Origin of the sequence: Vannielia litorea (genome assembly GCF_018424695.1) — a bacterium.
Taxonomy (GTDB): domain Bacteria; phylum Pseudomonadota; class Alphaproteobacteria; order Rhodobacterales; family Rhodobacteraceae; genus Vannielia; species Vannielia litorea_A.
This window is the reverse complement of sequence record NZ_QTNQ01000002.1, coordinates 61,368-85,645: the sequence shown is the minus strand read 5'-3', so window position 1 is coordinate 85,645 and position 24,278 is coordinate 61,368. Positions and strand designations below refer to the sequence as shown.

The 24,278-nt window shown below is 63.8% G+C and carries 26 protein-coding genes; 9 read left to right on the top strand and 17 right to left on the bottom strand.

Translation table 11 applies throughout. The annotated features are described in order from the left end of the window. Window positions 1–19 precede the first annotated feature (19 nt). On the top strand, window positions 20–157 hold the full coding sequence (locus tag DYI42_RS01710) for a hypothetical protein (RefSeq protein WP_213544178.1): 138 nt from the start codon (window positions 20–22) through the stop codon (window positions 155–157). Window positions 158–362: 205 nt separating this feature from the next. Continuing rightward, window positions 363–1,052 carry a hypothetical protein gene (locus DYI42_RS01705; RefSeq protein ID WP_213544177.1) on the top strand — a complete coding sequence of 230 codons (690 nt, stop codon included), beginning with the start codon at window positions 363–365 and terminating at the stop codon, window positions 1,050–1,052. A 57-nt stretch (window positions 1,053–1,109) separates the two neighbouring features. Here DYI42_RS01705 and infB read toward each other — a convergent pair whose 3' ends face one another. The 4 genes from infB to rimP are packed head-to-tail and all read right to left on the bottom strand — an operon-like array spanning window position 1,110 to window position 6,644. Beyond that, on the bottom strand, window positions 1,110–3,635 hold the full coding sequence (infB, locus tag DYI42_RS01700; RefSeq protein WP_213544176.1) for a translation initiation factor IF-2: 2,526 nt from the start codon (window positions 3,633–3,635) through the stop codon (window positions 1,110–1,112). Next, window positions 3,625–4,263 carry an RNA-binding protein gene (locus DYI42_RS01695; RefSeq protein ID WP_213544219.1) on the bottom strand — a complete coding sequence of 213 codons (639 nt, stop codon included), beginning with the start codon at window positions 4,261–4,263 and terminating at the stop codon, window positions 3,625–3,627. The genes infB and DYI42_RS01695 overlap by 11 nt, the downstream gene beginning before the upstream one ends. A 21-nt stretch (window positions 4,264–4,284) precedes the next feature. Continuing rightward, complete coding sequence (gene nusA, locus DYI42_RS01690; protein ID WP_213544175.1) at window positions 4,285–6,057, bottom strand: transcription termination factor NusA; 1,773 nt, start codon at window positions 6,055–6,057, stop codon at window positions 4,285–4,287. After that, complete coding sequence (rimP, locus tag DYI42_RS01685; RefSeq protein WP_213544174.1) at window positions 6,057–6,644, bottom strand: ribosome maturation factor RimP; 588 nt, start codon at window positions 6,642–6,644, stop codon at window positions 6,057–6,059. Before rimP ends, nusA begins: the two co-directional genes overlap by 1 nt. Window positions 6,645–7,103: 459 nt before the next feature. Here rimP and DYI42_RS01680 point away from each other — a divergent pair, with 459 nt between their 5' ends. Further along, complete coding sequence (locus DYI42_RS01680; RefSeq protein ID WP_213544173.1) at window positions 7,104–8,075, top strand: hypothetical protein; 972 nt, start codon at window positions 7,104–7,106, stop codon at window positions 8,073–8,075. A gap of 29 nt (window positions 8,076–8,104) precedes the next feature. Here DYI42_RS01680 and pip read toward each other — a convergent pair whose 3' ends face one another. After that, window positions 8,105–9,094: a prolyl aminopeptidase gene (pip, locus tag DYI42_RS01675; protein WP_213544172.1), complete on the bottom strand. Its 990-nt coding sequence runs from the start codon at window positions 9,092–9,094 to the stop codon at window positions 8,105–8,107. A 58-nt stretch (window positions 9,095–9,152) separates the two neighbouring features. Between pip and ubiG the strand changes: the two genes are divergently transcribed. Next, window positions 9,153–9,893, top strand: a complete 741-nt coding sequence (gene ubiG, locus DYI42_RS01670) for a bifunctional 2-polyprenyl-6-hydroxyphenol methylase/3-demethylubiquinol 3-O-methyltransferase UbiG (protein ID WP_213544171.1) — start codon at window positions 9,153–9,155, stop codon at window positions 9,891–9,893. Here ubiG and DYI42_RS01665 read toward each other — a convergent pair whose 3' ends face one another. Genes DYI42_RS01665 through DYI42_RS01650 form a run of 4 tightly spaced genes read right to left on the bottom strand, consistent with a single transcriptional unit; the run spans window position 9,894 to window position 12,187 of the window. Continuing rightward, the gene (locus DYI42_RS01665) at window positions 9,894–10,346 is read right to left on the bottom strand and encodes a MarR family winged helix-turn-helix transcriptional regulator (protein ID WP_213544170.1); all 453 of its coding nucleotides are present in this window, start codon (window positions 10,344–10,346) and stop codon (window positions 9,894–9,896) included. Further along, complete coding sequence (locus tag DYI42_RS01660) at window positions 10,347–11,177, bottom strand: carbon-nitrogen hydrolase family protein (protein WP_213544169.1); 831 nt, start codon at window positions 11,175–11,177, stop codon at window positions 10,347–10,349. It abuts the gene before it with no gap. After that, window positions 11,177–11,434: a glutaredoxin 3 gene (gene grxC, locus DYI42_RS01655; RefSeq protein WP_213544168.1), complete on the bottom strand. Its 258-nt coding sequence runs from the start codon at window positions 11,432–11,434 to the stop codon at window positions 11,177–11,179. Before grxC ends, DYI42_RS01660 begins: the two co-directional genes overlap by 1 nt. A gap of 27 nt (window positions 11,435–11,461) precedes the next feature. Then, the gene (locus tag DYI42_RS01650) at window positions 11,462–12,187 is read right to left on the bottom strand and encodes a ComF family protein (protein WP_213544167.1); all 726 of its coding nucleotides are present in this window, start codon (window positions 12,185–12,187) and stop codon (window positions 11,462–11,464) included. Window positions 12,188–12,216: 29 nt separating this feature from the next. Here DYI42_RS01650 and DYI42_RS01645 point away from each other — a divergent pair, with 29 nt between their 5' ends. Further along, window positions 12,217–13,041: an SAM-dependent methyltransferase gene (locus DYI42_RS01645; protein ID WP_213544166.1), complete on the top strand. Its 825-nt coding sequence runs from the start codon at window positions 12,217–12,219 to the stop codon at window positions 13,039–13,041. A 60-nt stretch (window positions 13,042–13,101) separates the two neighbouring features. Beyond that, on the top strand, window positions 13,102–14,118 hold the full coding sequence (hemH, locus tag DYI42_RS01640; protein WP_342344589.1) for a ferrochelatase: 1,017 nt from the start codon (window positions 13,102–13,104) through the stop codon (window positions 14,116–14,118). Window positions 14,119–14,193: 75 nt separating this feature from the next. Here hemH and DYI42_RS01635 read toward each other — a convergent pair whose 3' ends face one another. Then, on the bottom strand, window positions 14,194–14,787 hold the full coding sequence (locus DYI42_RS01635; RefSeq protein ID WP_213544165.1) for a L,D-transpeptidase: 594 nt from the start codon (window positions 14,785–14,787) through the stop codon (window positions 14,194–14,196). On the opposite strand from DYI42_RS01635, the gene DYI42_RS24555 reads away from it, so the two are divergent. Then, window positions 14,692–15,477, top strand: coding sequence for a CAP domain-containing protein (locus DYI42_RS24555; RefSeq protein ID WP_342344588.1), 786 nt, complete (start codon window positions 14,692–14,694; stop codon window positions 15,475–15,477). The genes DYI42_RS01635 and DYI42_RS24555 overlap by 96 nt on opposite strands. 59 nt (window positions 15,478–15,536) lie before the next feature. Here the strand turns inward: DYI42_RS24555 and DYI42_RS01625 are convergent, their stop codons facing one another. From DYI42_RS01625 to hslO, 6 genes are all read right to left on the bottom strand, one after another. Further along, window positions 15,537–16,037, bottom strand: coding sequence for a L,D-transpeptidase family protein (locus DYI42_RS01625; RefSeq protein ID WP_213544216.1), 501 nt, complete (start codon window positions 16,035–16,037; stop codon window positions 15,537–15,539). 90 nt (window positions 16,038–16,127) lie between these two features. Further along, the gene (locus DYI42_RS01620; protein WP_213544164.1) at window positions 16,128–17,336 is read right to left on the bottom strand and encodes a class I SAM-dependent RNA methyltransferase; all 1,209 of its coding nucleotides are present in this window, start codon (window positions 17,334–17,336) and stop codon (window positions 16,128–16,130) included. 10 nt (window positions 17,337–17,346) lie between these two features. Beyond that, window positions 17,347–19,194: an ABC transporter ATP-binding protein gene (locus tag DYI42_RS01615; protein ID WP_213544163.1), complete on the bottom strand. Its 1,848-nt coding sequence runs from the start codon at window positions 19,192–19,194 to the stop codon at window positions 17,347–17,349. Window positions 19,195–19,247: 53 nt separating this feature from the next. Next, window positions 19,248–20,357 (bottom strand): CCA tRNA nucleotidyltransferase, encoded by a 1,110-nt coding sequence (locus tag DYI42_RS01610; protein WP_213544215.1) that lies wholly within the window; start codon window positions 20,355–20,357, stop codon window positions 19,248–19,250. A gap of 23 nt (window positions 20,358–20,380) precedes the next feature. Continuing rightward, window positions 20,381–20,974, bottom strand: a complete 594-nt coding sequence (locus tag DYI42_RS01605; RefSeq protein ID WP_213544162.1) for a CoA pyrophosphatase — start codon at window positions 20,972–20,974, stop codon at window positions 20,381–20,383. Further along, complete coding sequence (gene hslO / locus DYI42_RS01600) at window positions 20,967–21,956, bottom strand: Hsp33 family molecular chaperone HslO (RefSeq protein ID WP_213544161.1); 990 nt, start codon at window positions 21,954–21,956, stop codon at window positions 20,967–20,969. Before hslO ends, DYI42_RS01605 begins: the two co-directional genes overlap by 8 nt. 77 nt (window positions 21,957–22,033) lie before the next feature. Between hslO and DYI42_RS01595 the strand changes: the two genes are divergently transcribed. Next, complete coding sequence (locus tag DYI42_RS01595) at window positions 22,034–22,480, top strand: NUDIX hydrolase (RefSeq protein WP_213544160.1); 447 nt, start codon at window positions 22,034–22,036, stop codon at window positions 22,478–22,480. Here DYI42_RS01595 and DYI42_RS01590 read toward each other — a convergent pair. Then, window positions 22,477–23,757, bottom strand: a complete 1,281-nt coding sequence (locus DYI42_RS01590) for a PP2C family protein-serine/threonine phosphatase (RefSeq protein ID WP_342344587.1) — start codon at window positions 23,755–23,757, stop codon at window positions 22,477–22,479. The genes DYI42_RS01595 and DYI42_RS01590 overlap by 4 nt on opposite strands. A gap of 157 nt (window positions 23,758–23,914) precedes the next feature. Between DYI42_RS01590 and DYI42_RS01585 the strand changes: the two genes are divergently transcribed. Further along, the gene (locus DYI42_RS01585) at window positions 23,915–24,232 is read left to right on the top strand and encodes an Hpt domain-containing protein (RefSeq protein WP_213544159.1); all 318 of its coding nucleotides are present in this window, start codon (window positions 23,915–23,917) and stop codon (window positions 24,230–24,232) included. Window positions 24,233–24,278 lie beyond the last annotated feature (46 nt).

Here is a 24,278-nt window from a genome sequence, read left to right as displayed (position 1 = left end):
TACCTGAGGGGACACTTTAATGCTGCGAACGATTGTACTTGGAAGCTGCGTTTCGGTTCAGGGCACCTTTGTGAAGGCGCTCGCAGATGGGCGCGTTGTCGTGCGCGTGGGGGAACGTGATTTCACCGGGCGACCGGTGGAGACCGTCGCCGCTTAAGTGCGGTGAAGGCGCCCGTGCCGTGACCCGCGGCCTTTTGAATTGGTGATGGCCCGCGCCGGGAGGTGCGGGTTTTTCGTTTCTCAGGCCTCGGAGCGAAATCGTACCGGAAAGGAGCAGCTTGCAAGGCGGGCTTGACCGGCTGCGACGGGGAGATGAACCATCGAGGACAATACTGAGCTCATTTTTCGAGGTTTTGTTTTCCATGCTGCGTAAGATTTTGTTTGCCGCGCTTCTCCTGCTGTCGCCCGTCGCGCTCAATGCCGGAACGCCCTACGAAACCGAGGTGACCTGCCCTGTCGGGGGTGAGGTGTTTACTGTCACAGACACCCACAGCTGCTCCACCTTCGGGCGGGACATGGCGTTTCGCGCTCGGACGAGCTGCGAATTTGTCACGCGCTTGCCCGTGTGCCCAACCAACGGCCTGCCGTTGTTCATGGACTTCAGCGAGGATCAGGTTGCGACCCTCGGCGCCTTCATCGCCAGTGATGACTATGCCACGATGAGGAGCCTGTCGCCGTGGTTGCGGGCCTACGAACTGGCGCAGGTTTTGGGCGAAGATAAATCGCCTGTCACCTTCGGGTTGCTGCTGCAAGCCTACTGGGAGGAGGAAAAGGCCTTTTTTGACTACCCGGACGCCATTTCGCTGATGCTTGCGGAAGCAGGGGCGGAGGCTGATCGGGCCGATCCTGAGGGCAGACCCTATTTGCAGGGGATCATAGCCTACATGCTTCTACGCAGCGACCGCCCGGAGGAAGCGGATATCTGGCTCGAAAAGGCCCGTGAAAGCCAGATGGAGGGTGACGCCTATGCGGAGACCTATCTTACTAGGATCGAAGCCTGCCGGGACGCCATGGAGACGGAGGCTTGCCAGCCCGTCGCGCGGGTCGACTGACAAAAAAGGCCGCGCCCCGGTGAGGGACGCGGCCGATCTCGCAAATCCTACCGCAGATCAGTCGAGCGTGCGCTCGACCTCCTTGCGGGTGAAGATCTCGATGACATCGCCCGGGCGAATGTCGTCGTAGTTCTCGAAGGCCATGCCGCATTCCTGGCCGGACTGAACCTCGGGCACTTCGTCCTTAAAGCGCTTCAGGGTTTTCAGCGTGCCTTCGTGGATCACCACGTCGTCGCGCAGCAGGCGCACGCCGGCGGAGCGGCGGGCGACGCCTTCTGTCACCAGACAGCCCGCGACCTTGCCAACGCCGGTGACCTTGAAGACTTCGCGGATCTCGGCGTAGCCGATGAAGTCTTCCTGGATCTCGGCGGAGAGCAGGCCGGAGGCGGCGGCTTTCACGTCATCCACCAGGTCGTAGATCACCGAGTAGTAGCGGATCTCGACGCCCTTCTGGTTGGCGGCCTGACGTGCAGGCGCGTTGGCCCGGACGTTGAAGCCGAAGACTGGCGCACCGGAGGCCTCGGCGAGGCCGATGTCGCTTTCGGTGATGGCGCCGACGCCGGAGTGCAGCACGCGCACTCGGACCTCGTCGTTACCGATCTTCTCCATCGCCTGAACGATGGCCTCGGCAGAACCCTGCACGTCGGCCTTCACCACGATGGGCATTTCGGCGACGTCCTTGTCGTCCTTGGCCTTCTGCATGAGTTGCTCAAGGGTCGTCGCGGCACCGGCGGCGGCGCGCTTCTCCTTGGCGGCGTTCTCTCGATACTCGGCGATCTCGCGGGCCTGACCCTCGGAGCTGACGACGTTGAGCACATCGCCGGCCTCGGGTGTGCCGTTGAGGCCGAGCACCTCGACGGGAACGGAGGGGCCAGCCTCTTGCACGCGGTCGCCCTTGTCATTGATGAGCGCACGGACCTTGCCCCACTGCTCACCCACGACGAAGATATCGCCCTGCTTGAGCGTGCCGTTCTGCACGAGAACGGTGGCAACCGGGCCGCGGCCCACATCGAGCTGGGCCTCGATCACCGCGCCTTGTGCCGGACGGTCGGGGTTGGCCTTGAGCTCGAGCAGTTCAGCCTGAAGCGCGATGGCTTCCAGCAGCTCATCAAGGCCCTGGCCGGTGTGGGCAGAGACTTCGACATCCTGCACCTCGCCCGACATTTCCTCGACGATCACCTCGTGCTGAAGCAGGTCGGTGCGCACCTTGGTGGGGTTCGCGGCGGGAAGATCAACCTTATTGATCGCCACGATCATCGGCACGTTGGCGGCCTTGGCGTGGTTGATGGCCTCGATGGTCTGCGGCATCACCGCGTCATCGGCGGCCACGACAAGCACGACGATGTCTGTCACCTGCGCACCACGGGCGCGCATGGAGGTAAAGGCGGCGTGGCCCGGCGTGTCGAGGAACGACAGGACGGCGCCGCTATCGGTTTTGACCTGGTAGGCGCCGATGTGCTGGGTGATCCCGCCAGCCTCGCCGGACACCACCTTGGCATCGCGGATGGCGTCGAGCAGCGAAGTTTTGCCGTGGTCGACGTGGCCCATGATGGTGATGACGGGCGCGCGCGGCTGGAGATCTTCTTCCTTGTCCTCGGCGGTTTCAATCACCTGCTCAACGTCGGCATCGGAGACGCGGACAACGCGGTGACCGAATTCTTCGACGATCAGCTCGGCGGTATCGGCGTCGATGACCTGGTTCTGGGTGACCATCATGCCGTTCTGCATGAGAGCCTTCACCACCAGCGCGACCCGTTCGGCCATGCGGTTGGCCAGCTCGGAGACGACGATGGTTTCGGGCAGCTGAACGTCACGCACGACCTTCTCACGGCTTTCGCCGCCGCCCATGGCCTTCTGCCGGGCACGCTCCTGCTTGCGTTTCATCGCAGCGAGAGAGCGCTGGCGCCCGCCTTCACCGCCCGAAAGGGCCTGGTTGAGGGTCAGCTTGCCGGACCGGCGACCGCCATCGTCGCGGCTGCCCTTGCCGCGGGTATCGCGGTTATCGCGGTTGTCCCGATCATCGCGACGCGGCGCGGCGCGGCCACCGCCACTGCGGCCGCCTTCATCGGCGGGCGCGGGGCCAGGCTGGGCGGCAGCGGCTGCGGCTGCGGGCGGCGCGTTGCGCTCTGCCTTCTCGCGGGCTTTCGCCTCTTCCGCCTCACGCTTCTTGCGGGCGTCCTCTTCTTCCTTGGCCTTGAGGGCGGCTTCGCGCTCGCGCTCTTCGCGCTCCTTGGCCTCGGCTTCCTCGCGGCGGCGCTGGCGCTCTGCCTCGCGCTCTTTCTCTTCGGCTTCGCGGCGCTTGGCCTCTTCGGCCTCTGTCGCCTTGGCGGCGGCAAGTGCCTTCAGCCGGCGCTCCATCTCGGCGTCGGAAATGCCTGCGGGGCGTTTGGACGGGTCAGACCCAGCGGCTGCCGCAGCCTTGGAGCCAGCCGTCGGCGCACCGGGCTTGGGCACCACGACGCGCTTGCGCTTGGTTTCCACCACGACGTTCTTCGTCCGCCCATGCGAGAAGCTCTGCTTCACCTGGCCGGAGCGCGGACCGCCACGGAGGCCCAGGGTTTTTTTGCCGTCGCTATCGCTCATGCGATGTTCGTCCTTTCCGGGGATAATCCCCGCTTTCTTCGCGCAAAGCGCCAAGCTTTGCGGCGTCTTCTACAACACGCTTCGTGAGTCCACCAGACGCAAGAGCGGCGTGTATCACATGTTCTCTGCCGAATGCCAAACCGATTTCGCTGGCAGTCAGACAGCCGATGAAGGTTCCTTTTCCCGGCGGGGAGCTGAGCTTGGACTTTCCGCGCTCGGAGCCGTCGGAGGCCTGAACCAGTACGCGCGCCTCTTCGATGAGGAGCCAGCCCTTAACCTTCTCGTATCCCGCAACCGCCTTGCCCGACTTTCGGGCCAGTGCGATGCCATCTGTCACACGCTTCACCAACAGGCGCTCGACCAACTCGATCAGCCCTTCGGGCACGGTCAGCTGTGCCTTGGCGGCACGGGAGAAGAGCTTCTTGTTGATCGCCTTTTCGAGGGCGGCTCTGGCGGGTGTGACCCAGAGACCGCGGCCGGGCAGCTTTCCGGCGATGTCGGGAACGACCTCGCCAGCCGGCCCGGCAACAAAGCGGATCAGCTTGGATATAGGGGAAACCTCGCCGGTTGCAATGCAACGACGTTCAGGGGTTTCCCCTTTTTCCTTATCGCGGCCGCCGCGACTCAGGCCCGGTTCCGGAGCCTGAGATCAGGCTCCGGCCTCCTCGGTTTCGTCGGCGGCCTCGGAGGCGTCGCCGTCTTCATCCTCTGCGGCCAGTTCCGCCGGATCGACCCAGCCCAGCGCGATACGGGCGGACATCACCATGTCTTGTGCCTCTTCCAGCGAGAGATCGAATTTTTCGAGGATGCCGTCGTCCTTTACGCGCTCGCCATCCACCGTTGTCCAGCCGCCTGCCAGTTCCCAGTCGGCGCAAGTGGCGAAGTCTTCCAGCGTTTTCACGTCGTCCTCGGCCAGTGCCTCGATCATCTGGGGCGTCAGGCCTTCGAAGTTCACCAGGCTGTCTTCCACGCCCAGCTCTCGGGCGTGTTCCAGCGCCTTGCGGTTTTGCTCTTCGAGGAAATCGCGGGCCCGGGCCTGAAGCTCGCCTGCGGTGCCTTCGTCGACGCCGTCGATCACCAGAAGCTCGTCGAGCTCGACATAGGCGACCTCTTCGAGCGAGGTGAAGCCCTCGGACACCAGAAGCTGGGCGAAGAACTCATCCAGATCGAGCGTATCCATGAAGAGCTTGGTGCGCTCTTCGAACTCGGCCTGACGGCGGGCGCTCTCTTCTTCTTCGGTGAGGATGTCGATATCCAGCCCGGTCAGCTGCGAGGCGAGGCGCACGTTCTGACCACGGCGGCCGATGGCGAGCGAAAGCTGCTCGTCGGGCACCACGACCTCGATCTTGCCGGCCTCTTCATCGAGCACGACCTTGGAGACCTCGGCGGGCTGAAGGGCGTTGACGAGGAAGGTGGGCTGATCGTCATTCCACGGTATGATGTCGATCTTCTCGCCTTGCAGCTCGTTGACCACGGCCTGCACGCGGGAGCCGCGCATACCCACACAGGCACCGACCGGGTCGATGCTGCCATCGTAGGAGATGACGGCGATCTTGGCGCGGGAGCCGGGATCACGGGCGACGGCCTTGATCTCGATGATGCCATCGTAGATTTCGGGCACTTCCATCTTGAACAGCTCGGCCATGAACTCGGGCGCGGTTCGGCTGAGGAATATCTGCGGGCCGCGCTGCTCGCGGCGCACGTCCTTGATGTAAACCCGGATACGGTCGCCGGGGCGGTAGCTTTCGCGCCCGATCTTCTCGTTGCGGCGCAGCACCGCTTCGCCCGCGCCGATATCGACGATGACGTTGCCATACTCTTCGCGCTTCACCAGACCGTTGATGATGGTGCCGGCGCGGTCCTTGAACTCTTCGTACTGGCGGTCACGCTCGGCTTCGCGGACCTTTTGCAGGATGACCTGCTTGGCCGACTGTGCGGCGATCCGGCCCATCTCGACGGGCGGAACCTCATCGACCAGCTCGTCGCCATCGGCGGGGGCGGTATCCTGATCGACGCCCTCGGCAAGGGCGCGGTCCAGATCGGAGGGGGTGCGCAGGAGGAACCTGCGGATCGGCTGCGGCTCTTCATCCTCGGCCTCGGGCTGCGACATGCCGGAGACGACGATGTAATCCTTACCCTGGGTGCCCAACGTCTGCTTGGCGGCCTCGATGGTCATCTCGGCCTGGTAGTTCTCCAGCTCCGGCTCGCCCTTGACGGTGCGGATGCGGGTGAAGGTGGCGCGGCCCGTCTTGCGATCAATGCTCACGCGAATGTCCATCTCGGCGCCGTAGCGCGACTTGGCGGCACGGGCGAGGCTCTCTTCCATCGCCTCGATCACGAGGCCCGGGTCGATCATCTTTTCCCGGGCGACTGCCTCGGCGGTTTGCAGCAACTCGAGCTGGTTTGCGGAAGTAATGGCCATCAGTTGTCCTCCTGACCGTCCATGAGGGTTTGCACCTCGTCAAATTGGGTTTCGTCGACTTCGCCGGCATCCTTGCGCTGGCGCAACACGTCGCGAATGAGATCATCGGTCAGCACGAGCTTGGCGTCGGAGAGCCAGTCGAACTGTAGGCCGATGGTGATAGGTTTGCCGTGCTCTTCGATCTCGATGAGCACTTCGGAGCCCTCGGTGCCCTGAAGCTCGCCCTTGAAGCGGCGGCGGCCATCGATCATCTCGGTGGTTTCGAGCTTGGCCTCGTAGCCTTCCCAGCGGTCGAAATCCTTGAGCCGGGTCAGAGGCCGGTCGATGCCGGGGCTGGAGACCTCAAGGGTATATTCGTCCTCGATCGGGTCTTCGACGTCGAGCACGGCGGAGACGGCGGTGGAGATGCGGGCGCAGTCATCCACCTCGATCCCGCCCTCGGGCTTCTCGGCCATGATCTGCAAGTTCGCCGTTTTGCCGCCCATCAGCCGCAGGCGCACCAACTCGAAGCCCATGCCCTCGATGACGGGCTGGACGATCTCGGCCATGCGCTGATCCATTCCGGTCTTGGCGATGAGGTCGGTCATAGGGTGCTTGGGGGCCTTTCGGGCACAAAAAAACGGGCGCTGCGGCCCGTCGGATTTTCCGGTGGAGCATCGGGGGTGGAGGCCGACGCTGCCGCTGTTGAGGGGCATATAGGCCGGTGCGGAGCGAATCGCAAGGGGGATTGTAGTTCACTCCTTACCTTCGTGATGATGTGTTTTCACGTAGTAACCAATTGTTGACATTGCTCCCCATTTATGGTTAACGTGTGATATCACGCTATCATGGAGGCCGTTATGAGAAAGATAATTCGCGACTATCGAAAGCTCATCGCGGCTGAAGGCCTCGAGTGTAGAGAGATCTCCATCAATGGCGGCGGACATTACGTCATTGCGACGGATTGCGGAGAACTTTTTGCCCCTTCGACGCCGTCGTCCAATGCGAATTTTCGTCATGTCCGCGCACAGCTACGGCGAATGGCGGCAAGATAAGGAGCAACACAAATGCCAAGCCAAATGAATGTCGGAGATCGGTTGGCCCTTTACGAGGATCGCTTTGGCCAGGGGGATGCGTTGTCGTGGGACTACGACTCACAACTCGCAGAGATTCTCCGGGAGCTCTTCGAGGCGATAGTTGAGATCACGGGTGCGGAAGAAGCCGACCCTCACCTTTTGCGAATCGTTAAGCCGATCGCTGAAGATGTTGGAGAGTCGGCTGACGACTGGAGGGAGGCATTGGATTTGGTTGTGCCGGGATGCGCCGAAAGGTGGGAAGTTGGCCAAGACCTCTCCTCGCTAGAACTCTATGGGCGGTATGGCGTTGTCAGCCCAGAGATGGCACCTGAACATCGTCCAGCGCGAATTGAGAACTGGCTGAAACGGCTGGAGGAGTGGATTGCTAAGGTTGAGCCTAGCCGTGTTGTAAGTTCGGGTCGAATTCCAGAGGACGTCATCGGGAAAGTCTATAACCTCGCGCTGTCCCGCTGGAATATTGACCGGGGAGAAGGTTCCGTTGACCCATTGTCGCTGTCCTTGTTGGGCAACGTGTCAGAGGGCCGCGTTCGAAACCTAATGGCGGGGGCGGACAAAGTTCTGGAAAATGTTGGAGGTAGAGCCTCCGCAAGCAGCGCGATTGCTTGGTTAGCTAATCGGCGCGACTTTTTCGAGTCAGTTTGGCAGTCCAACGCGGAAGACGAACCTACAGATCACTCGTCCACAGACTTCGAGCAGGTGGTCTTCGTACCAATTGCCAAAGATAGCAGCCTGTTTCATCCAGGACTCGAAAAGTCAGGCGGTTTTCGAATTGGCCCAAAGGGTCAGGAAGAGACGATCCAAGGATATGACGCGGCACTTGAGAGGCTGCAAAAAATGCCGAAAGCCTATTGGCGCAGGCCAAACGCTTCGGGCAATTCTGGTATCGTAGTTGAGGTCGGTTGGGTGCGCTTCGAGAGAGCGAAATTATTCGAGGTGCGCTGAGTAAATGGTAATCGCAGTTAACGAAAAAGTCAGAACCCGTAAAGCTCCGGCGCCTTCGCAATGCCCCGTGTCGTCCGCACCAGCTCTGCCGAGATGCCCGGCTCCGAGAGGGCGTGGCCGGCGTTGGGGATCATCTTGAGGGTGCCGCGGGGCCAGCGGTCGACGAGGGATTGGGCGGCTTCGGGGGGGCAGATCATATCATACCGGCCCTGGACCACGGTGCCAGGGATGTGGGCGATTTCGGGCATGTCGAGCAGGATCTGGCCGTCTTCGCGCAGGAAGCCCGCGTTGGAGAAGTAGTGGTTTTCGATCCGCGCAAACGCCCGGGCGTAGCTGCCGCTGCCCTCGCCCATGTGGCCGTGGCTCTCCATCGAAGCGAGCGCATTTTCCCACCCGGCCCAGCGCTGTGCGAGGCGGGTTTCTTCCATCAGGTCGCCGGAGAACAGGCGGCGGTGGTAGGCGGCGATGAAATCACCGTGCTCGGCTTCGGGGATGAACTCGGTGAAACGCCGCCACACGTCCGGAAAGAACCGGGCCGCGCCGCCGCCGTAGAACCACTTCAACTCGCGCTGCGTCATCAGGAAGACGCCGCGCAGGACGAGGTAGGCAGTGTGGGCGGGGTGTGCCTGGGCGTAGAGGAGGGACAGCGTGGCGCCCCAGCTGCCACCGAACACCACCCAGCGGTCAATGCCAAGAATTTCGCGGATGCGCTCAATGTCGGCGATCAGGTCGTGCGTGGTGTTGTTCTCTACAGACGCAAACGGTCGGGACCGGCCACAGCCGCGCTGGTCGAACAGCACGATGCGATAGCGCTCCGGGTCGAAGTAGCGGCGCATGGCGGGCGAACAGCCGCCGCCCGGGCCTCCATGGAGCACGATGGCAGGGATGCCATCGGGGTTGCCGCATTGTTCGACGTAGATCGAATGGCCGCCCGGCACATCAATCATCCGTTGGTCGAACGGGGAGAGTGCCGGGTAGAGGTGGCGATATGCGCTGTTATGACCCGCGTTTCTATCCATGCCAGAGCTATATAGGCTGATGTTGCCCGCGACCATGGGGTTGAGAAGGAGAATTTCGATGGCAGTGGATACGGCGGACCCAGCAGAACTGGCGAAGTTCGAGGCGATAGCGGCGGAATGGTGGGACCCGGAGGGCAAGTTCAAGCCGTTGCACATGCTGAACCCCTGTCGGCTGGACTATATCTGCGACCAGATCGCCGCCGAGTTTGACCGGGATCGGGCTGGAACAGAGCCTTTTTCGGGGCTGCGTGTGCTGGACATCGGCTGCGGCGGAGGCCTGCTGAGCGAGCCGATGGCGCGCTTGGGGGCCAGGGTGGTGGGCGCGGATGCCGCCGCTGGCAACATCCCGGTAGCGCGCGTGCATGCCGAGCAGTCGGGGCTCGACATCGACTATCGCCACACCACCGCAGAGGCGCTGGCGGAGGCGGGTGAGCAGTTTGACGTGGTTCTGAACATGGAGGTGGTGGAGCATGTCGCCTCGCCGCCGGATTACATCCAGGCGTGTCAAAGGCTGTTGAAGCCGGGCGGGCTGATGATTTGTTCCACCATCAACCGCAACCCGAAGAGCTTTGCCATGGCCATCGTCGGGGCGGAATGGGTGATGCGCTGGTTGCCGAAGGGCACGCATGACTGGAAGAAGTTCATCACCCCGGATGAGCTCTATGACCTGTTGCGCGGCGCCGGGCTGGAGCCGGTGGACAAAAAGGGATTCGTGTTCAACCCGCTGGGCTGGAGCTGGAGCCTGAGCGACCGTGACCTGAGCGTCAATTACGTTACCGCCAGCGTGAAGCCCGAATAGTCACGGCTCCTCGCGGGAGCCGAGTTTCTGGCGCAACTCGCGCATGACCGGCAACATCGCACGAACGCGCTCGGAGCCGATTTCGGCGACGATCGCAGCGATGACCGGGCTGACCGAGGCAATGGCGGCGTCGCGCGCGGAGCGGCCGGACGGGCTGATGGAGACCATCTTTCGGCGCGCATCGTCCCAATCGGGGCGGATGTGCACGTAGCCCGCCCATTCTAGCTTGTTCAGCGTGTTGGTCATGGCCCCGCGGGTGAGGTGAAAGGCCTGCGCCAGCTGGGCCGGGCTGCGCTCTTCATTGATGTGGGCCAGGTGGTTGAGCACCGAAAAGTGGCTGATCTCCATGCCCTTGGGCAGCGCCTTCGACATCCGGTTGCGCGCCAACTGCTCGGCGGTGAGCAGCTCGGAAAACAGCGCGACGGCCAGGGTATCGGAGGTTTCAACAGACATTCACGGGCCTTCAAAGGGGCGGTCGTGGGTGAGGGCGGGGATCTTTTGGCGCGCATCGTCTACATCGGCGAGGTCGAGGTCAACTGTGATCACACTAGGTGCGACACCGCCATCAGCCAGCACCTCGCCCCAGGGTGACACCACGAGGGAATGGCCGTGGGAACTGCGCTTGCGGCCCTCTGTGGCTGCATGGGTGCCGCATTGGGCAGGGGCGAGCACGAATGCGCCCGTCTCGATCGCGCGGGCCTGAAGCAGCGGTTGCCAGTGTGCGGGGCCGGTGCCGGGCGAGAAGGCGGCGGGCACGGTGATGATCTGTGCCCCGGTCTTGGCCAACCCGCGATGGAGGTGGGGGAAGCGCACATCATAGCAGATCGTGAGGCCGATCTTCGCGAGTGCGGTTTCGGCCAGAACAGAGACGCTACCGGGGCGATACCCGGCGCTTTCGCGGTAGGTTTCTGTCTCGCTCAACTGCACGTCGAACATGTGAATCTTGTCGTAGCGCGCGATGATTTCTCCCTGCGGGTCGATCACGAAGGAGCGATTGGCGAAGCGGCCATCGGGGTCATTCGTCTTGAGGCCGATGGAGCCGAGAAGCAGGTGCTTGCCGTGTCGTGCGGCAGCCTCGCGGAAGGCGGCAAGCGTTGGGTCATCCGCCTCGTGGCACAACACCTCTTGCTGGCGGCGGCGGCTGGAGGAGACGCAGTTGGTGACTTCGGGCGTGCAGATCAGATCGGCGCCCTGCGCCACGGCGTCGTCGACCATGGCGAGGGTCACCGGCAGGTTTGCCAGGGGGTCGTCGGAGCTGGTGAGCTGAAGGACGGCGGCGCGCATCAGGCGAGCATCGGGTCGAGCTTGCCCGCACTCTCCAGCGCGAAAAGGTCGTCGCAGCCACCAACGTGGCTTTCACCGATGAATATCTGCGGAACGGTGTGGCGACCGCCGGCGCGATCCATCATTTCGGAGCGACGGCCGGGCTCTTCGAAGAGGTCGATTTCGGTGAAGTCTGCCCCTTTGGACTCCAGCAGGCGTTTGGCACGCATGCAGAAGCCACAAATGGGCGTTGTATAGATCTCGATGGGCGCGGGCATGGCTGGTCCTTTCGGTTCCGGCCATACTTAGGCGTCCTTGACCGTTCGCGCCAGTGTGACAACCCGAACCTCTGCTGCGCCCGATGCGAGGCAGGCCTCGGCGCAGGCTGCGAGGGTGGCGCCTGATGTCATGACGTCATCGACAAGCATGACCTGGCGCCCGGCCATGCGATGGCGGCGCTTGGGGTGGGGGCGGATGGCATCGGCCATGTTTGCAAAGCGCGCCTCGGCGCCAAGACCTTCCTGACGGGGCGTGGCGCGGCTGCGTTGCAGGAGGTCGGGGCAGAGGGAGGCGTCGAGCTGTCCGGCGAGCGCACGGGCGAGCAGGGCCGACTGGTTGTAGCGCCGCTTGAACAGCCGAAGCCAGTGCAGCGGCACGGGCGCGATCAGCATGCCGGGCGCGTAGAGGGGTGCGGCGGCGCGGGCCAGCCAGGGGGCCACGCCCTGGGCGAGATCGGCCCGGTCGGAGCCCTTGAGCGCCAGCACGATGCGACGCCCGTTGCCGCGGTAGAGCAGGGCAGAGCGTCCGCGGCTCCAGGGCCGCGCGATGCGCAGGCAATCGTCGCAGGTCAGTGCGGAGCTTTCATCGGGGTCGTCGTCGCCGGGCAGGGGCGCGCCGCATGTGTCGCAGACGAGACCAGTGATGAAGGCGGTGTTGCTCCAGCACTCCGGGCAGAGCCCGCCTTCGGACCCGCTGATCTCGCCGCAGGACAGGCAGTGATCGGGGTAGATCACCTGCAGAAGCCGTTGCATCGCCGCGCACCCTCCCTGATAACCCGCCCATGGCCCAGCCGCCCCAACTGACCGACCGCGAGGCCCTTGCCCGAAACCGTGCCCGTGCAACGCGGGACGCGCTGTTTCTGCACGAGCAGGCCATCGACGAGATCAAGGAAAGACTCAGCGAGGTTAACAGAACCTTTACGGCGCCCTGCGTGGTGACGGGTTTTCCTGAAATCTGGGGCGCGGCCTTCCCCGAGGCCCGTGTTATCGCGGACGATGAGTTGCTGGATGTGGAGCCCGAGGCGCATGACCTCGTGATCCATGGCATGGCGCTGCATTGGGCGAATGACCCGGTCGGGCAGCTTGTTCAGGCGCGGCGGGGCCTGCTGCCGGATGGCCTGTTCATCGGTGCGATGCTTGGCGCGGAGACGCTGGCCGGGTTGCGCAGCGCGCTGGCAGAAGCGGAAGCGGCGGTGGCAGGAGGGCTCAGCCCGCGGGTCTTGCCGATGGGTGAGATCCGCGATCTTGGCGCGTTGCTTCAGCGCGCGGGATTCGCCCTGCCTGTGGCCGATGCCTTCCCGCTTGAGGTGATCTATGCCGATACCCTGGCGCTGATGCGCGACTTGCGGGCCATGGGCGAGGGCAACGCCATGGCGGCCCGGTTGAAGCGCCCGACACGGCGCGATGTCTTGCTGCGGGCGGCGGCGGCGCATGATGCTTCAGCAGGGCTGGACGGGCGTGTTCGGGCTGTGTTCGAGACTGTTTTTCTTACCGGATGGTCCCCTGGGCCAGACCAACCGCAACCGCTGCGCCCCGGCTCTGCTACCGCGCGCCTGGCCGATGCGCTGGGCACTGAGGAACGCAGAGAGGATGGTGGGAAGAGGTGACGCATTGACCCGCGCGGCAGGCGCACTATCCCTAGCCAAAGCCAAACGCGAGGACAGCCTGTGAGTCATCTGCCCCCCGATCATCCGCCCGTGAAGCCCCGCAAGGTGGGGGTGCTTATTGCAAACCTCGGCACACCGGACAGCCCCGGCTACTGGGACATGCGGCGCTACCTGAACGAGTTTCTCAGCGACAAGCGGGTAATCGACTATCCGGCGTGGAAATGGCAGCCGATCTTGCAGGGGATCATTCTGACCAAGCGGCCTTTCAGCAGCGGCAAGAATTATGAGCTGATCTGGGATAAGGCGAAGAACATGTCGCCGCTGATGGTGATTACCATGGCGCAAACGGAGGCGCTGCGGGCGCGGCTGGCACAGGATTACGGCGAGCAGGTGATGGTCGATTTCTGCATGCGCTACGGCAACCCCTCGACCGAGTCGAAGGTGCGGGAGATGGTGGCAGCGGGCTGTGACAAGATCGTCTTCTTCCCACTTTACCCTCAGTACGCAGGCGCCACGACGGCCACCGCCAATGACCAGTTCTTCCGGGCGCTGATGAAGGAAAAGTGGCAGCCGTCGGTGCGGACGGTGCCGGCCTATTTCGACCGGCCCAGCTACATCGAGGCGCTGGCGGCCTCGGTGGAGGAGAGGATGGGTGACGCGGAACTGCTCGTGTGTAGCTACCACGGGATGCCAAAGCGCTACCTCATGGAAGGCGACCCCTACCACTGCCAGTGCCAGAAGACGACGCGGCTGCTGAAGGAGCGGCTGGGCCTGCCGGAAGAGAAGATCATCACAACTTTCCAGAGCCAGTTTGGACCGGAAGACTGGCTGCGCCCCTACACGGTGGAGGAGGTGGCCGAACGGGCGAAGGCGGGTGTGAAGAAGATCGCCGTGGTGGCGCCCGCTTTCAGCGCCGATTGCATCGAGACGCTGGAGGAGATTGAAGGCGAGATCCGCGAGAGCTTCGACCATGCAGGGGGTGAGCAGTTTACCTACATTCCCTGCCTCAACGAGCGGCCCGACCATATCGAGGCGCTGGCGGATGCGGTGAAGGAGAACCTTGCGGGGTGGCTCTGAGGGTCTGCGTGGACCGGAAACAAAAAGGGCGGCCCGTGATGGAGCCGCCCTTTTTGTTTCTGTCGTTCGCAGGCTTCAGATCAACAGCACCTGCGCGCCCGGACGGACGAGGCTGAAGAGCTCTGCGATGTGCTCGTTATAAAGCCCGATGCAACCGTTGGACGACTTGCGGCCGATCTTGCGCGTGTCGTGCGTGCCGTGGATGCGATAATACGTCCAGCCGAGGTAGAGTGCATGGGTGCCGAGCGGGTTGTCGGGGCCGGCGGGCACGAAATCGGGCCACTCGGGGTTGCGGCGCTTCATGGCCGGCGTGGGCGACCATGTGGGGCCCTCGACCTTGCGGGCAACCGTTGTGCGACCCCGGCGCGTGAGGTCTTCGGTAATCGGAACCGAAGTGGGGTAGAGCTTGTAGACGGATTGATCGGCGGACCAGTAATGCAGCGCCCGCGAGGTGATATCGACAAGGATCGCACCGCCCCTGGTCGAACTGAAGTAGGGCCGCCAATCCAGCGCACGGAAACTTGAGATGTTACGGCGCACTTGGGCTTGCGGGCCAAGCGCGGACGGATCGACTTGTTCGGCACGGAGCGCAGCGGGCAAGACGGCGGCGGCAGCGGTGGCACCAAGGAAGGCGCGACGGTTCAATTTGCTATCAGAATAATCGGTCATTCTGGCCTCGAACGGTTGAAAAACGGGGGGCAGATCCCCGAGACCTTCTATTTATATGGCGGGAAAGCCGCAGTCGCAAATCAAACAGGCCGTATTTCCGCAAACGTGACCCGCCTGCAATTGCACAAACCAAGGCTTGAGGATAAGGCTTACGTCCGACACGCACTACGGGGGTTCCCTTTCATCATGCTACGGATGATTTCCTTGATTGTGGCCAGCGCCCTGGCTCTCACGGCTTGCTCGCCTGCGGTAACCACCGGTCCTGATGGCGACGGTGTGCGCGTTTATCGGATTAGCGCCCGGGATGCGAACGAGATCCCCTATCGGGTTCTCGACAACGTCAATCAGCTGCGCGCGGCGCGCGGAGTGAGCCCGTTGCAGCTGAATTCGCAGCTTAATGCAGCGGCGGCGACGCATTCGCGGGACATGTCGGTTCAGAACCGTCCTTGGCACTTTGGCTCCGACGGCTCCAGCCCGCTGGATCGTGTGCGGCGCACCGGTTACGCGGGCCAGTTCCTTGGTGAGAACATCTCGGAGACCTTCGAGTCCGAGGTAGAGACCCTTTCGGCCTGGATGGCGCAGCCGGACACGCGTGACGTGATCCTCTCTCCCGCGGCCCGCAACCTTGGCATTGCGTGGCACCAGGAAGAGAACGGCAAGATCTGGTGGACTCTGATCACCGGTAGCTGAGACCGTTCAGACAACCGCGGATAGAAGAAGCGCCCGGCCTGAGAGCCGGGCATTTCCGTTCAGGGGTGAATGTCGATCGGGGTGCCGTCGCGAACCATGGCGTAGATTGTCTCGATCTGGCGGTTGTTGACCCAGATGCAGCCTGCCGTCCAATCGCTTCCGCGCCGGTCCCGCTTGCTCTCACGCCGACCATGAATGAAGATATCACCGCCAGGCTTCTTACCCTGTGACAGGGCGTATTCGACATCAGCCTTGTTCGGGTAGGAGATGCCGAGCGAGAGGTGGAAATCGGAGTTCGGGTTCCGCCTGTCGATGATGTAGGAGCCCTCGGGTGTCTTGCCGTCACCCTCGAACTGCTTGTGACCGCGCGGGGCGAAGCCAAGGCCGATCTTGTAGTCTTTCAGCACCTCGTCATGGTGCAGGAGATACATGCGCCGCCGGTCCTTGTAGACGACGATGCGTGTGACCTCCGGCCCGTTGTAGGTTTTGAATTTGCCCGAACAGCCCGCAAGGGCCACTGCCGCAGCGCCCAGAAGCGTGGCGCGCCGTGTTAGCTTTATCACCGTTGTATCCCCAGCGTTCGCCTGTGTGTTTTTATGGCTTTCACTATAGGGATTCAGCCGATAGTTGGGAAGCGCCTCCGAGGCGGTTCACACGCGCGTGAATTGGGCGGCCAACTCCACGTGAGACGACCAGCGGAACTGGTCGACGGGCTGCACCCAGTCGAGCTGATAGCCGCCTTCGGCAAGGATTCGGGCATCGCGCGCGAAGGTGACGGGGTTGCAGGACACGGCCGCGATGCGCGGCACCGTGGAGGAGGCGAGGGCGCGGTGCTGGGCCTCCGCGCCGGCGCGGGGCGGGTCGATCACGACTGCATCGAAGGCCGCGAGCTCATCGGGCAGCAGGGGCTGGCGAAATAGGTCACGCCTGTGAGCCGTGGTGCGGCGGAGAGTGCCGCCGGCGTTGCGCCATCCGGCGTCGAGCGCGTCTGTCAGGGCGGCGTCGCCCTCGTAGGCGTCCACTTCGGCATGGGCAGCCAGGGGCAGGGAAAAGGTGCCACCTCCCGCGAAGAGATCAGCAATCCGGCGTTGGTCCGGGCCAACACACTCTTTGATCGCGCCGAGGAGCGCCGCTTCGCCCTCTGCCGTGGCCTGGAGAAACGCGCCGGGCGGCGGAACAACACGGGCCGAACCGAAACGCTGGGTCGGAGGGGCATGTGTGGCGATGGGTTCGTCGCCATAGGTCAGCCGGGCAAAGGCGTGTTCGCCCGCCAGCTTGGCCAGATCGGCCAGCAGCGCTCGGTCGGCAGGGCGTCCGTTGGTGATGAGGATATCGAGGCCGGGTTCCGAGACGGTGACGGCGAGATCCACCCCGCTGGTGCGGGTGGCCGTCGCGCGGGTGAGGGCCTGAAGCGCGGGCAGGGCCTCGCGGATGTGTGGGTGAAGCACCTGGCAGTCAGGCACCTCCACCAGCACATCGGATGCACGGGCCATGAAGCCGACCATCGCACCCTTCTTGGTGCGGCGTCCGTGGAGCGTGGCCCGGCGGCGCGAGGCGGGCGGCGAGGTGAGCGTGGGCCGGATGGTGGTTGAAAGCCCCTGGGCGGCGAGGCCCTGGGCGATGACAGAGGCCTTCCACTCAGCGACGAAGGCATCGGACGCGTGCTGCATCGCGCAGGCACCGCACGCCTTGAAGTGGCGGCAGGGGGGCGAGACACGGTGCGCGGATGGTTCGATGATCTGTGTCTTTTCTGCTGAAGCAGAGACTTTTTCACCGGGAAGAACGCGGGGCACGGGAGCAATGCCGGGGGCCACGCCCTCGCCGCGCACATTCAGCTTTTCGATCAGAACCTCGGTCATGCGAGAGGCGTTACTCGGCGGCCTCTGTCAGGTCAAGGAAGCCGCCGGACTGGCGGTGCCAGAACCCCGCGTATCGGCCCCCCAGTGCCACCAGTTCATCGTGCGTGCCTTCTTCGATGATGCGGCCATCGTCGAGCACCACGATTCTGTCCATCCGGGCAATGGTTGAGAGGCGGTGGGCGATGGCGAGCACGGTCTTTCCTTCCATCACCTCATCCAGTGCGCCCTGAATTTGCGCCTCCACTTCGCTGTCGAGCGCCGATGTGGCTTCGTCCAGCACGAGGATCGGCGCGTTCTTGAGGATGGCGCGGGCAAGGGCCACGCGCTGGCGCTGACCCCCGGAGAGACGAACGCCGCGCTCACCAAGGTGCGCATCGTAGCCGGTGCGGTTGTTGTAGTCCTCCAACCCGGTGACGAACTCATGCGCCTCGGCGCGGCGCGCGGCCTCTTCCATCTCATCGTCCGCCGCGCCGGGTAGGCCATACTTCAGGTTGTCACGCGCGGAGCGATTGAACATCGCCGTGTCCTGCGTGACCATCGAGATCGCCTTGCGGAGACTTTCCTGCGTGACGCTGGAAATATCCTGACCGTCGATCAGGATCCGGCCCTTCTCGGTATCGTAGAGCCGCATCAGGAGGGCCACGAGGGTGGACTTGCCCGCGCCCGACGCCCCGACGATGCCGAGCCGTTCGCCGGGTTTGACATGCAGGGTCACACCCTGAACCCCATCGCGCTCGCGGCCATAGGTGAACTCCACATCCTCGAAGCTGATACCGCCCTCGCTGACCTGAAGTTCGGTGGCATTGGGCGCATCAATGACCGCGTGCCGGGGTGTGAGCGTGCGCATGCCGTCTTCAACCTCGCCCACGTTGGCATAGATGCCCAGGAGGGTGTGGCTGACCCAGCCGGTCATCTGGGCGATGCGGATGGCGATGGTGCCGGCTGCGGCAATGTCGCCCGCCGTGGCGGTGCCCGCCTGCCAGAGCAGGAGCGTGCCGCCGATGAGCAGCACGGGGAGGGCGCCCGCGAGGAGCATCAGCGCACCCCGGAAGCCCGTGGCGAGATAGCCCACGTGGATCACGGCATCCCGAAACTTGCCCATGGCGCCCAGCGCAGCGCGATCTTCATGGTCGGCATGGGCGAAGAGTTTCACCGTCTTGATGTTGGTGATCGTATCAACGACCTGGCCCGTGACCATCGCGCGGGCCGAGGCGCGCGCCTTCGATCGCACGCGGATGCGCGGCATGTACCAGGCGATCAGGGAGAAATAAGCAACCAGCCAGAAGGAGAGCGCCAGGGCGATTCGCCAGTCGATCGCCGTGAGCAGCAACGCCGCGCCGACGAGCGAGGCGAGGGCATAGCAGACGGTATTGGCCATCTCCGACACGACATCTGTGATCGCCCGGGCGGTTTGCATCTGCTTCTGGGCGATGCGCCCGGCGAAGTCGTTGTCAAAAAACTCTACGGCCTGCCCCATGGTCCAGCGGTGCAGACGTGAGAGGACGAGCGGCATGACATTGGGCTGAATTACCAGGCTGTTGGCCGCAGCAGACGCAAGGAAGCACAGGGGCCGGATCAGAAGAAAGAAGGCGAGTGTGCCGAGGATCAGCCAGAGGTGAGTGGAGAAGAAGGCATCCGGACCAGCGGCGAGTGCCGCGTCGATGATGTGCCCGAGTAGAAGCGCCGTTACCACCTCGAGTGTGCCGGTGATTGTGAAAAGCACCCCGGCGCCGACGAGCGGCATCTCGGCGCCACGAACCGCCCAGCGCATGAAGGCCAGCAACCTGTGTGGCGGCGGCCCGTCCGCGTGGCGGAAGGCGTCAATAAGGTTGGGTATCTTGCTGGCGAGGCGGTGCATCGGTGGTCCCTGGACGTCCGGTGGCAACTTAGCCCGCGCGGCGGGGAAGGAAACTAGGGCGCCAGCAACTCTTCCCGCGTCAGGGTGAAGTCGGAGCCGATCCACCGCGCCTCCAAGGCCTTCAGCCTTTGGCCAAGGGCCGGGCCGGAAAAGTCCGGCGTGAGATCATGGGCAGATATCGGGAAGCGTTGCGCTGCGCCGCGCTCTGCCTCTGCAGGCGCGTTTTCGGGTGGAACAGTCTCTGTTTGGGCCGCGCGGAGGGCGGTTGCGGCGAAGCCATCGGAAGCCCCGTGGCGATACCCAAGCTCTGCGGGCGGTGCGAGGCTGGCAGCTGCTGTCAGCAAAAGATCAGCGCGGCGTTCCTCGGCCCGGGAGCAGCGCAAACCGTCCCGCTGCCCGCCCAGCGCCGCAAGGCGGGCGACAGCATCGGGCGCGGGCGCGAAATGGATGAAGCGGGCGAGCGCTGGGGCGTCGGCTCCGGGCAGAACCTGATGGAGCACGCCAGAGGCCGCCATGGCTGCCACCGCAGGCGCAGGATCGGGGGCGGCGAGCAGTTTCATCAGTTCGGCGGTGATCCGTTCGGCGGACACCTTCGAGAGCCCTTCTACCCCTTCGGCACAGGCTGCGAGCCCTTCCGCGTCAATCCCGTGGGCCGGGTCGGCATACCAGGCGGTGAAGCGGAAGAAGCGGAGAATGCGGAGGTAGTCCTCGGCAATCCGGGCCGAAGGATCGCCAATGAAACGGAGGCGGCGGGCCTCGAGATCGGGCAGACCGCCGAGCGGATCGACCACTTCGCCGCGCGCATCGCAATAGAGAGCGTTCATGGTGAAATCCCGGCGCGCCGCATCTTCGGCGACCTCCGAGGAGAACGCCACAGTGGCGCGGCGGCCGTCGGTTGCCACGTCACGCCGGAAGGTGGTGACCTCGATCGGCTCGTCACCCGCGAGGACCGTGACGGTGCCGTGCTCGATGCCGGTGGGAATGGCGCGGAATCCAGCCTTTTTGGCAATAACAGTGACTGTTTCGGGTTTGGCATCCGTTGCCAGGTCGAGGTCGGACACCGGCGCGCCAAGCAGAGTGTTGCGCACACAGCCACCCACAAAGAGGGCAGCATGGCCTTCGGCCTCAAGCGCGGCGCAGAGCGCCTGCGGCTCTGGGGCCATGAGCCATGTCGCCGAGAGGCGGGTCACGTGGCCATCCTGTCGGCAAGGGCGCGAAGCATCCGCGCGGTGGCGCCCCAGATGTAATAGGGGCCGTAGGGCACGGTGTAGTAGCGTCGGTTGTAACCCTGCCAAAACCGGCCCTGAACGGCATAGCGCGCCGGATCGAGCACGTGGGAGAGAGGCACGGTAAACACCTCTTCCACCTCCCCGGCCTCGGGCACCGGGCTGAATGGACCGTCGATCAGGCCGAGAACAGGGGTGACGCGGAAGCCGGTGACGGTTTCATGCGGCGGAAGGGTGCCAAGCACGCGAACCGCCTCGCGCGGCAGGCCGATTTCCTCATGGGCTTCCCGCAGAGAGGCATCCACGGCATCGGCATCGCCCGGGTCGACCTTGCCGCCGGGAAAGGCGATTTGCCCCGGATGGTGCTTGAGGCGCGAGCTGCGCTTGGTGAGGATCAACTGCGGCTCTGCACCCGCAAGCCAAACCGGCACAAGCACACCCGCATCTCGGGATTTGATCCGCACGGAGGGGTGGCTCGGGTTGAGGTCATAGTCCGACGAAGGGCGGCCCGGCGCGGCGAGGGCCGCCATGAGCCGCGCTTCGATGTCAGTCATCCTTGCCTTTCGCCTCGAACCCGAGCGTCGCCGGGTCGAGATCGTAATGCGCGCCGCAGAACTGGCAATCGGCAGTCACCCGACCGTCTTCGGTGGTCATGGTGGCGATGTCCTTGGCCGAGTAGATCGAGAGCGATTCGCGCACCCTGTCTTCCGAGCAGGTGCAGCCGAAGCTCACGGCCTGCGGATCGAACACCCGGGGGCCTTCCTCGTGGAACAGCCGCACAAGCAGATCCGTCGGCTGAATGGTGGGGCCGACGAGCTCCAGCTCTTCGACGGTATCGAGAAGGATGTTGGCGCGGTTCCAGTGCTCTTCGTTCTCGTCATCGAGCATGTCGGAGGGTTGCAGCAGCCGCGGCTCCTCGCCTTCGGCAGGCTTCAAGAGGGGCGACGCCTCGGGCATGAGCTGCAACATCATGCCGCCCGCGCGCCAGGTGCCGGCGGTTCCATCAGCATCGAGCGAGCGGCCATAGCGCAGGTGAAACCGGGTCGGAAGCTGCTCGGACTGGGCAAAATACGTCTCTGCACAGGCGGAAAGTGAGCCACCGTCGATGGGCGTGATGCCCTGGTAGGGCGTGTTGCCCTCACCCTGGTCGATCAGGACGGCGAAATAGCCCTTGCCGATCAGGTCAAAAGGCTTGCCGTCGAGCGGGCGCTCCCGATCATAGCTGGCATAGGCGCGGATGCGGGCCGGGCCGCCCTCGGTTTCAGGGGCGTAGTAATCGGTTGCGATCAGCCGGGCCGGGCCGTCGCCGCGCACTTGCAGCGAGAGCTTCCAGCGGAGTTTGATGGTGTGGCCGATCATAGCGGTCAGCAAGGCCATTTCGGCCACGAGCTGCTCGATGGGATCGGGGTAATCATGTTGGGCGAGAATCTCGTCGAGGACGCCGTCGAGCCGCGCCACCCGGCCGCGAATATCAGAGCGGTCGAGCTGGAAGGGCAGGACTGTATCGTCCCAGGCGATCTGTGCACCGAGGGTCATTTGCTTTCCTTGGCGGTGGAGGCTTGCATTGTCGGTGCCATATAAGGGCGGAGGCGTGCAAGGCAAAGGGGCAGAGGGTGACAAGACGATTTGGAGAGGCGGTCAGGACCGGGCAGCGCTACCTGCGCCGGCCGGGGATCTATGCGCTGTTGCCCCTCGGCGGGCGCGTGCTGACGACGTTTCAGGAAGATCCGAAGCCGGAGTTTCAACTGCCTGGCGGCGGAATTGATCCGGGCGAACAGCCGATGGCGGCACTGCACCGGGAAGTGCTGGAAGAAACCGGCTGGCGGATCGCACCACTTCGGCGTCTGGGAGTTTTTCGGCGGTTCACCTACATGCCTGAATACGATCTGTGGGCAGAGAAAATATGCACCGTCGTTCTGGCACGCCCTGTGCGCCGGTTGGGGCCGCCCCAGGAGAAGGGCCATTCGGCCGTATGGCTTGATGCGGAAGAGGCCCTGTCACTTCTTGGCAACCAGGGAGATGCCCATTTTGCGGCCCGGGCAAGGGCGCAGCAGCTCTAACCCGGGAGCTTTGGATTGTCATATTCGAAGAGCACGGCAGACACGTCATCCGCGAAATCGGGTGCGCCGGTGTATTCGGACAGATCCCAGGTTAGCGCTTCGAGAAAGGCGGGGCCACGGGTGGGTGCGTTGCGGCGCAGCAGGGCGGCGAGGCCGTCTTCCCCCAGCATGTCACCGTTCGGGTCCATCGCCTCCGTGAGCCCATCAGACATGAGAAAGAGCCTGTCGCCGGGGTCGAGGCGCCCTGATACCTGCTCGAATACGGCTTCTTCTATCAGACCCACGGGCATGCCGCCCTCACCAACCTCTTCGATGGCTCCAGAGGCGCGCAGGATCATTGGATGCGGGTGACCAGCCTGCGCCAGAACGAAGGCACCGGATGTCAGGTTCACATCGGCATAGGCGAGGGTGAAGTAATGCTCTGTTTGGAGTTCGGAGAAGGCGAGGCGGTTGAGCGTGGTCGCCAGCTCTGCGGGAGAGATGGCATCATAGAGCCCAAGCTCGTTTTCCATCATCGCGACGTTCTGGTCGGGCGAGGTGGGTGAGAGGAATCCGGCGAGGCGTGCCGTCATCAGCGCGGAAGAGACACCATGGCCGGACACGTCGATGGCAAATAGGCCGACGCGATCGGAGTTGATCGAGAAGAAACCCACGAGATCGCCGCCAACGTGCCCGGACGGACGCAAGACAAGTGAGACTTGCGAGGTGCCGAAACTTCTGTGCCGCTCCTTTATGAGAGACTGCTGAAGCTTTCGTGCTTCTTGCAAATCCCGGTCGAGAGAATCGTAGAGCGATGATATTTGTCCGAGCGTCTCGGTGACGAGCCGGTTCTTTTCGACCAGTTCGGCCTGGATGCCCAGGATACGCTCACCGGCGGCCATGCGCGCGCGCAGCTCATCGGGGGAAATCGGTTTGGCGAGGTAGTCATCGGCCCCGGCATCCAAACCGGCGGCCACCTCTTCCACGCTGCTTTTGGAGGTCAGCAGGATGAAGTAGCCATAGCTGTCGCGCGGGATGGCCCGGAAGATGGTGCAGAACTCGATGCCATTCATCCCGGGCATCATCCAGTCAGACAGGACGAAGTCCGGTGGATCGGAAACGCAGATCTCGAGGGCTTGCTTGCCGCCCGAGGCCTCATAAACCGCGTACCCCCATTTTACCAACATTGCTGAGAGGATACGGCGCTGCATCCGGCTGTCATCCACCACCAGAACCTTGCGCTGGGCAGCGGGCGCGGATCGCCCGGCGGGCGCGTGTTGAACTGTACGTGTTGGCACGGACGGCGAACTCTTCTGCAACTGCCGGATCGGTGTGGCAGGCAGCCGTTAAGGTTGAGTGAAGCGCACAAGTTTATGTGGCTCAGTAATTCTCTCTCAACATCTGTTCCCTATTGTGTCGCTGCGTCGTGGTTCGTGAGTACAAGAGGAAATTGGGATGATTGACTGGGGTCGTGTATCGGAGCTCAAGGGCGAAGTCGGGGATGAGGCCTTCGAGGAGGTCACGGAGATCTTCCTCGAGGAGGCAGAAAGGATTCTCGGCAAGTTCGACACCGGGGCCTCCTCCAACTGGGAGGAGGATTTTCACTTCCTCAAGAGCTCCGCGCTCAACATGGGGTTCTCCGAGGTGGCGCAGCTCTGTCAGTCGGCGGAAGTGCGCGCCCGTGTCGGCGGGGCCGGCGCCAGCGATGCCGCCGCGATTGCAGCGCGTTTCCGGGCCTCTCTTGCGGCCTTCGAGCAGGGGCGCGCTTCCTGACGGCCCCTTGGATTCCCTCCCGAAAGGGCATAGACCGCCGCCTTGA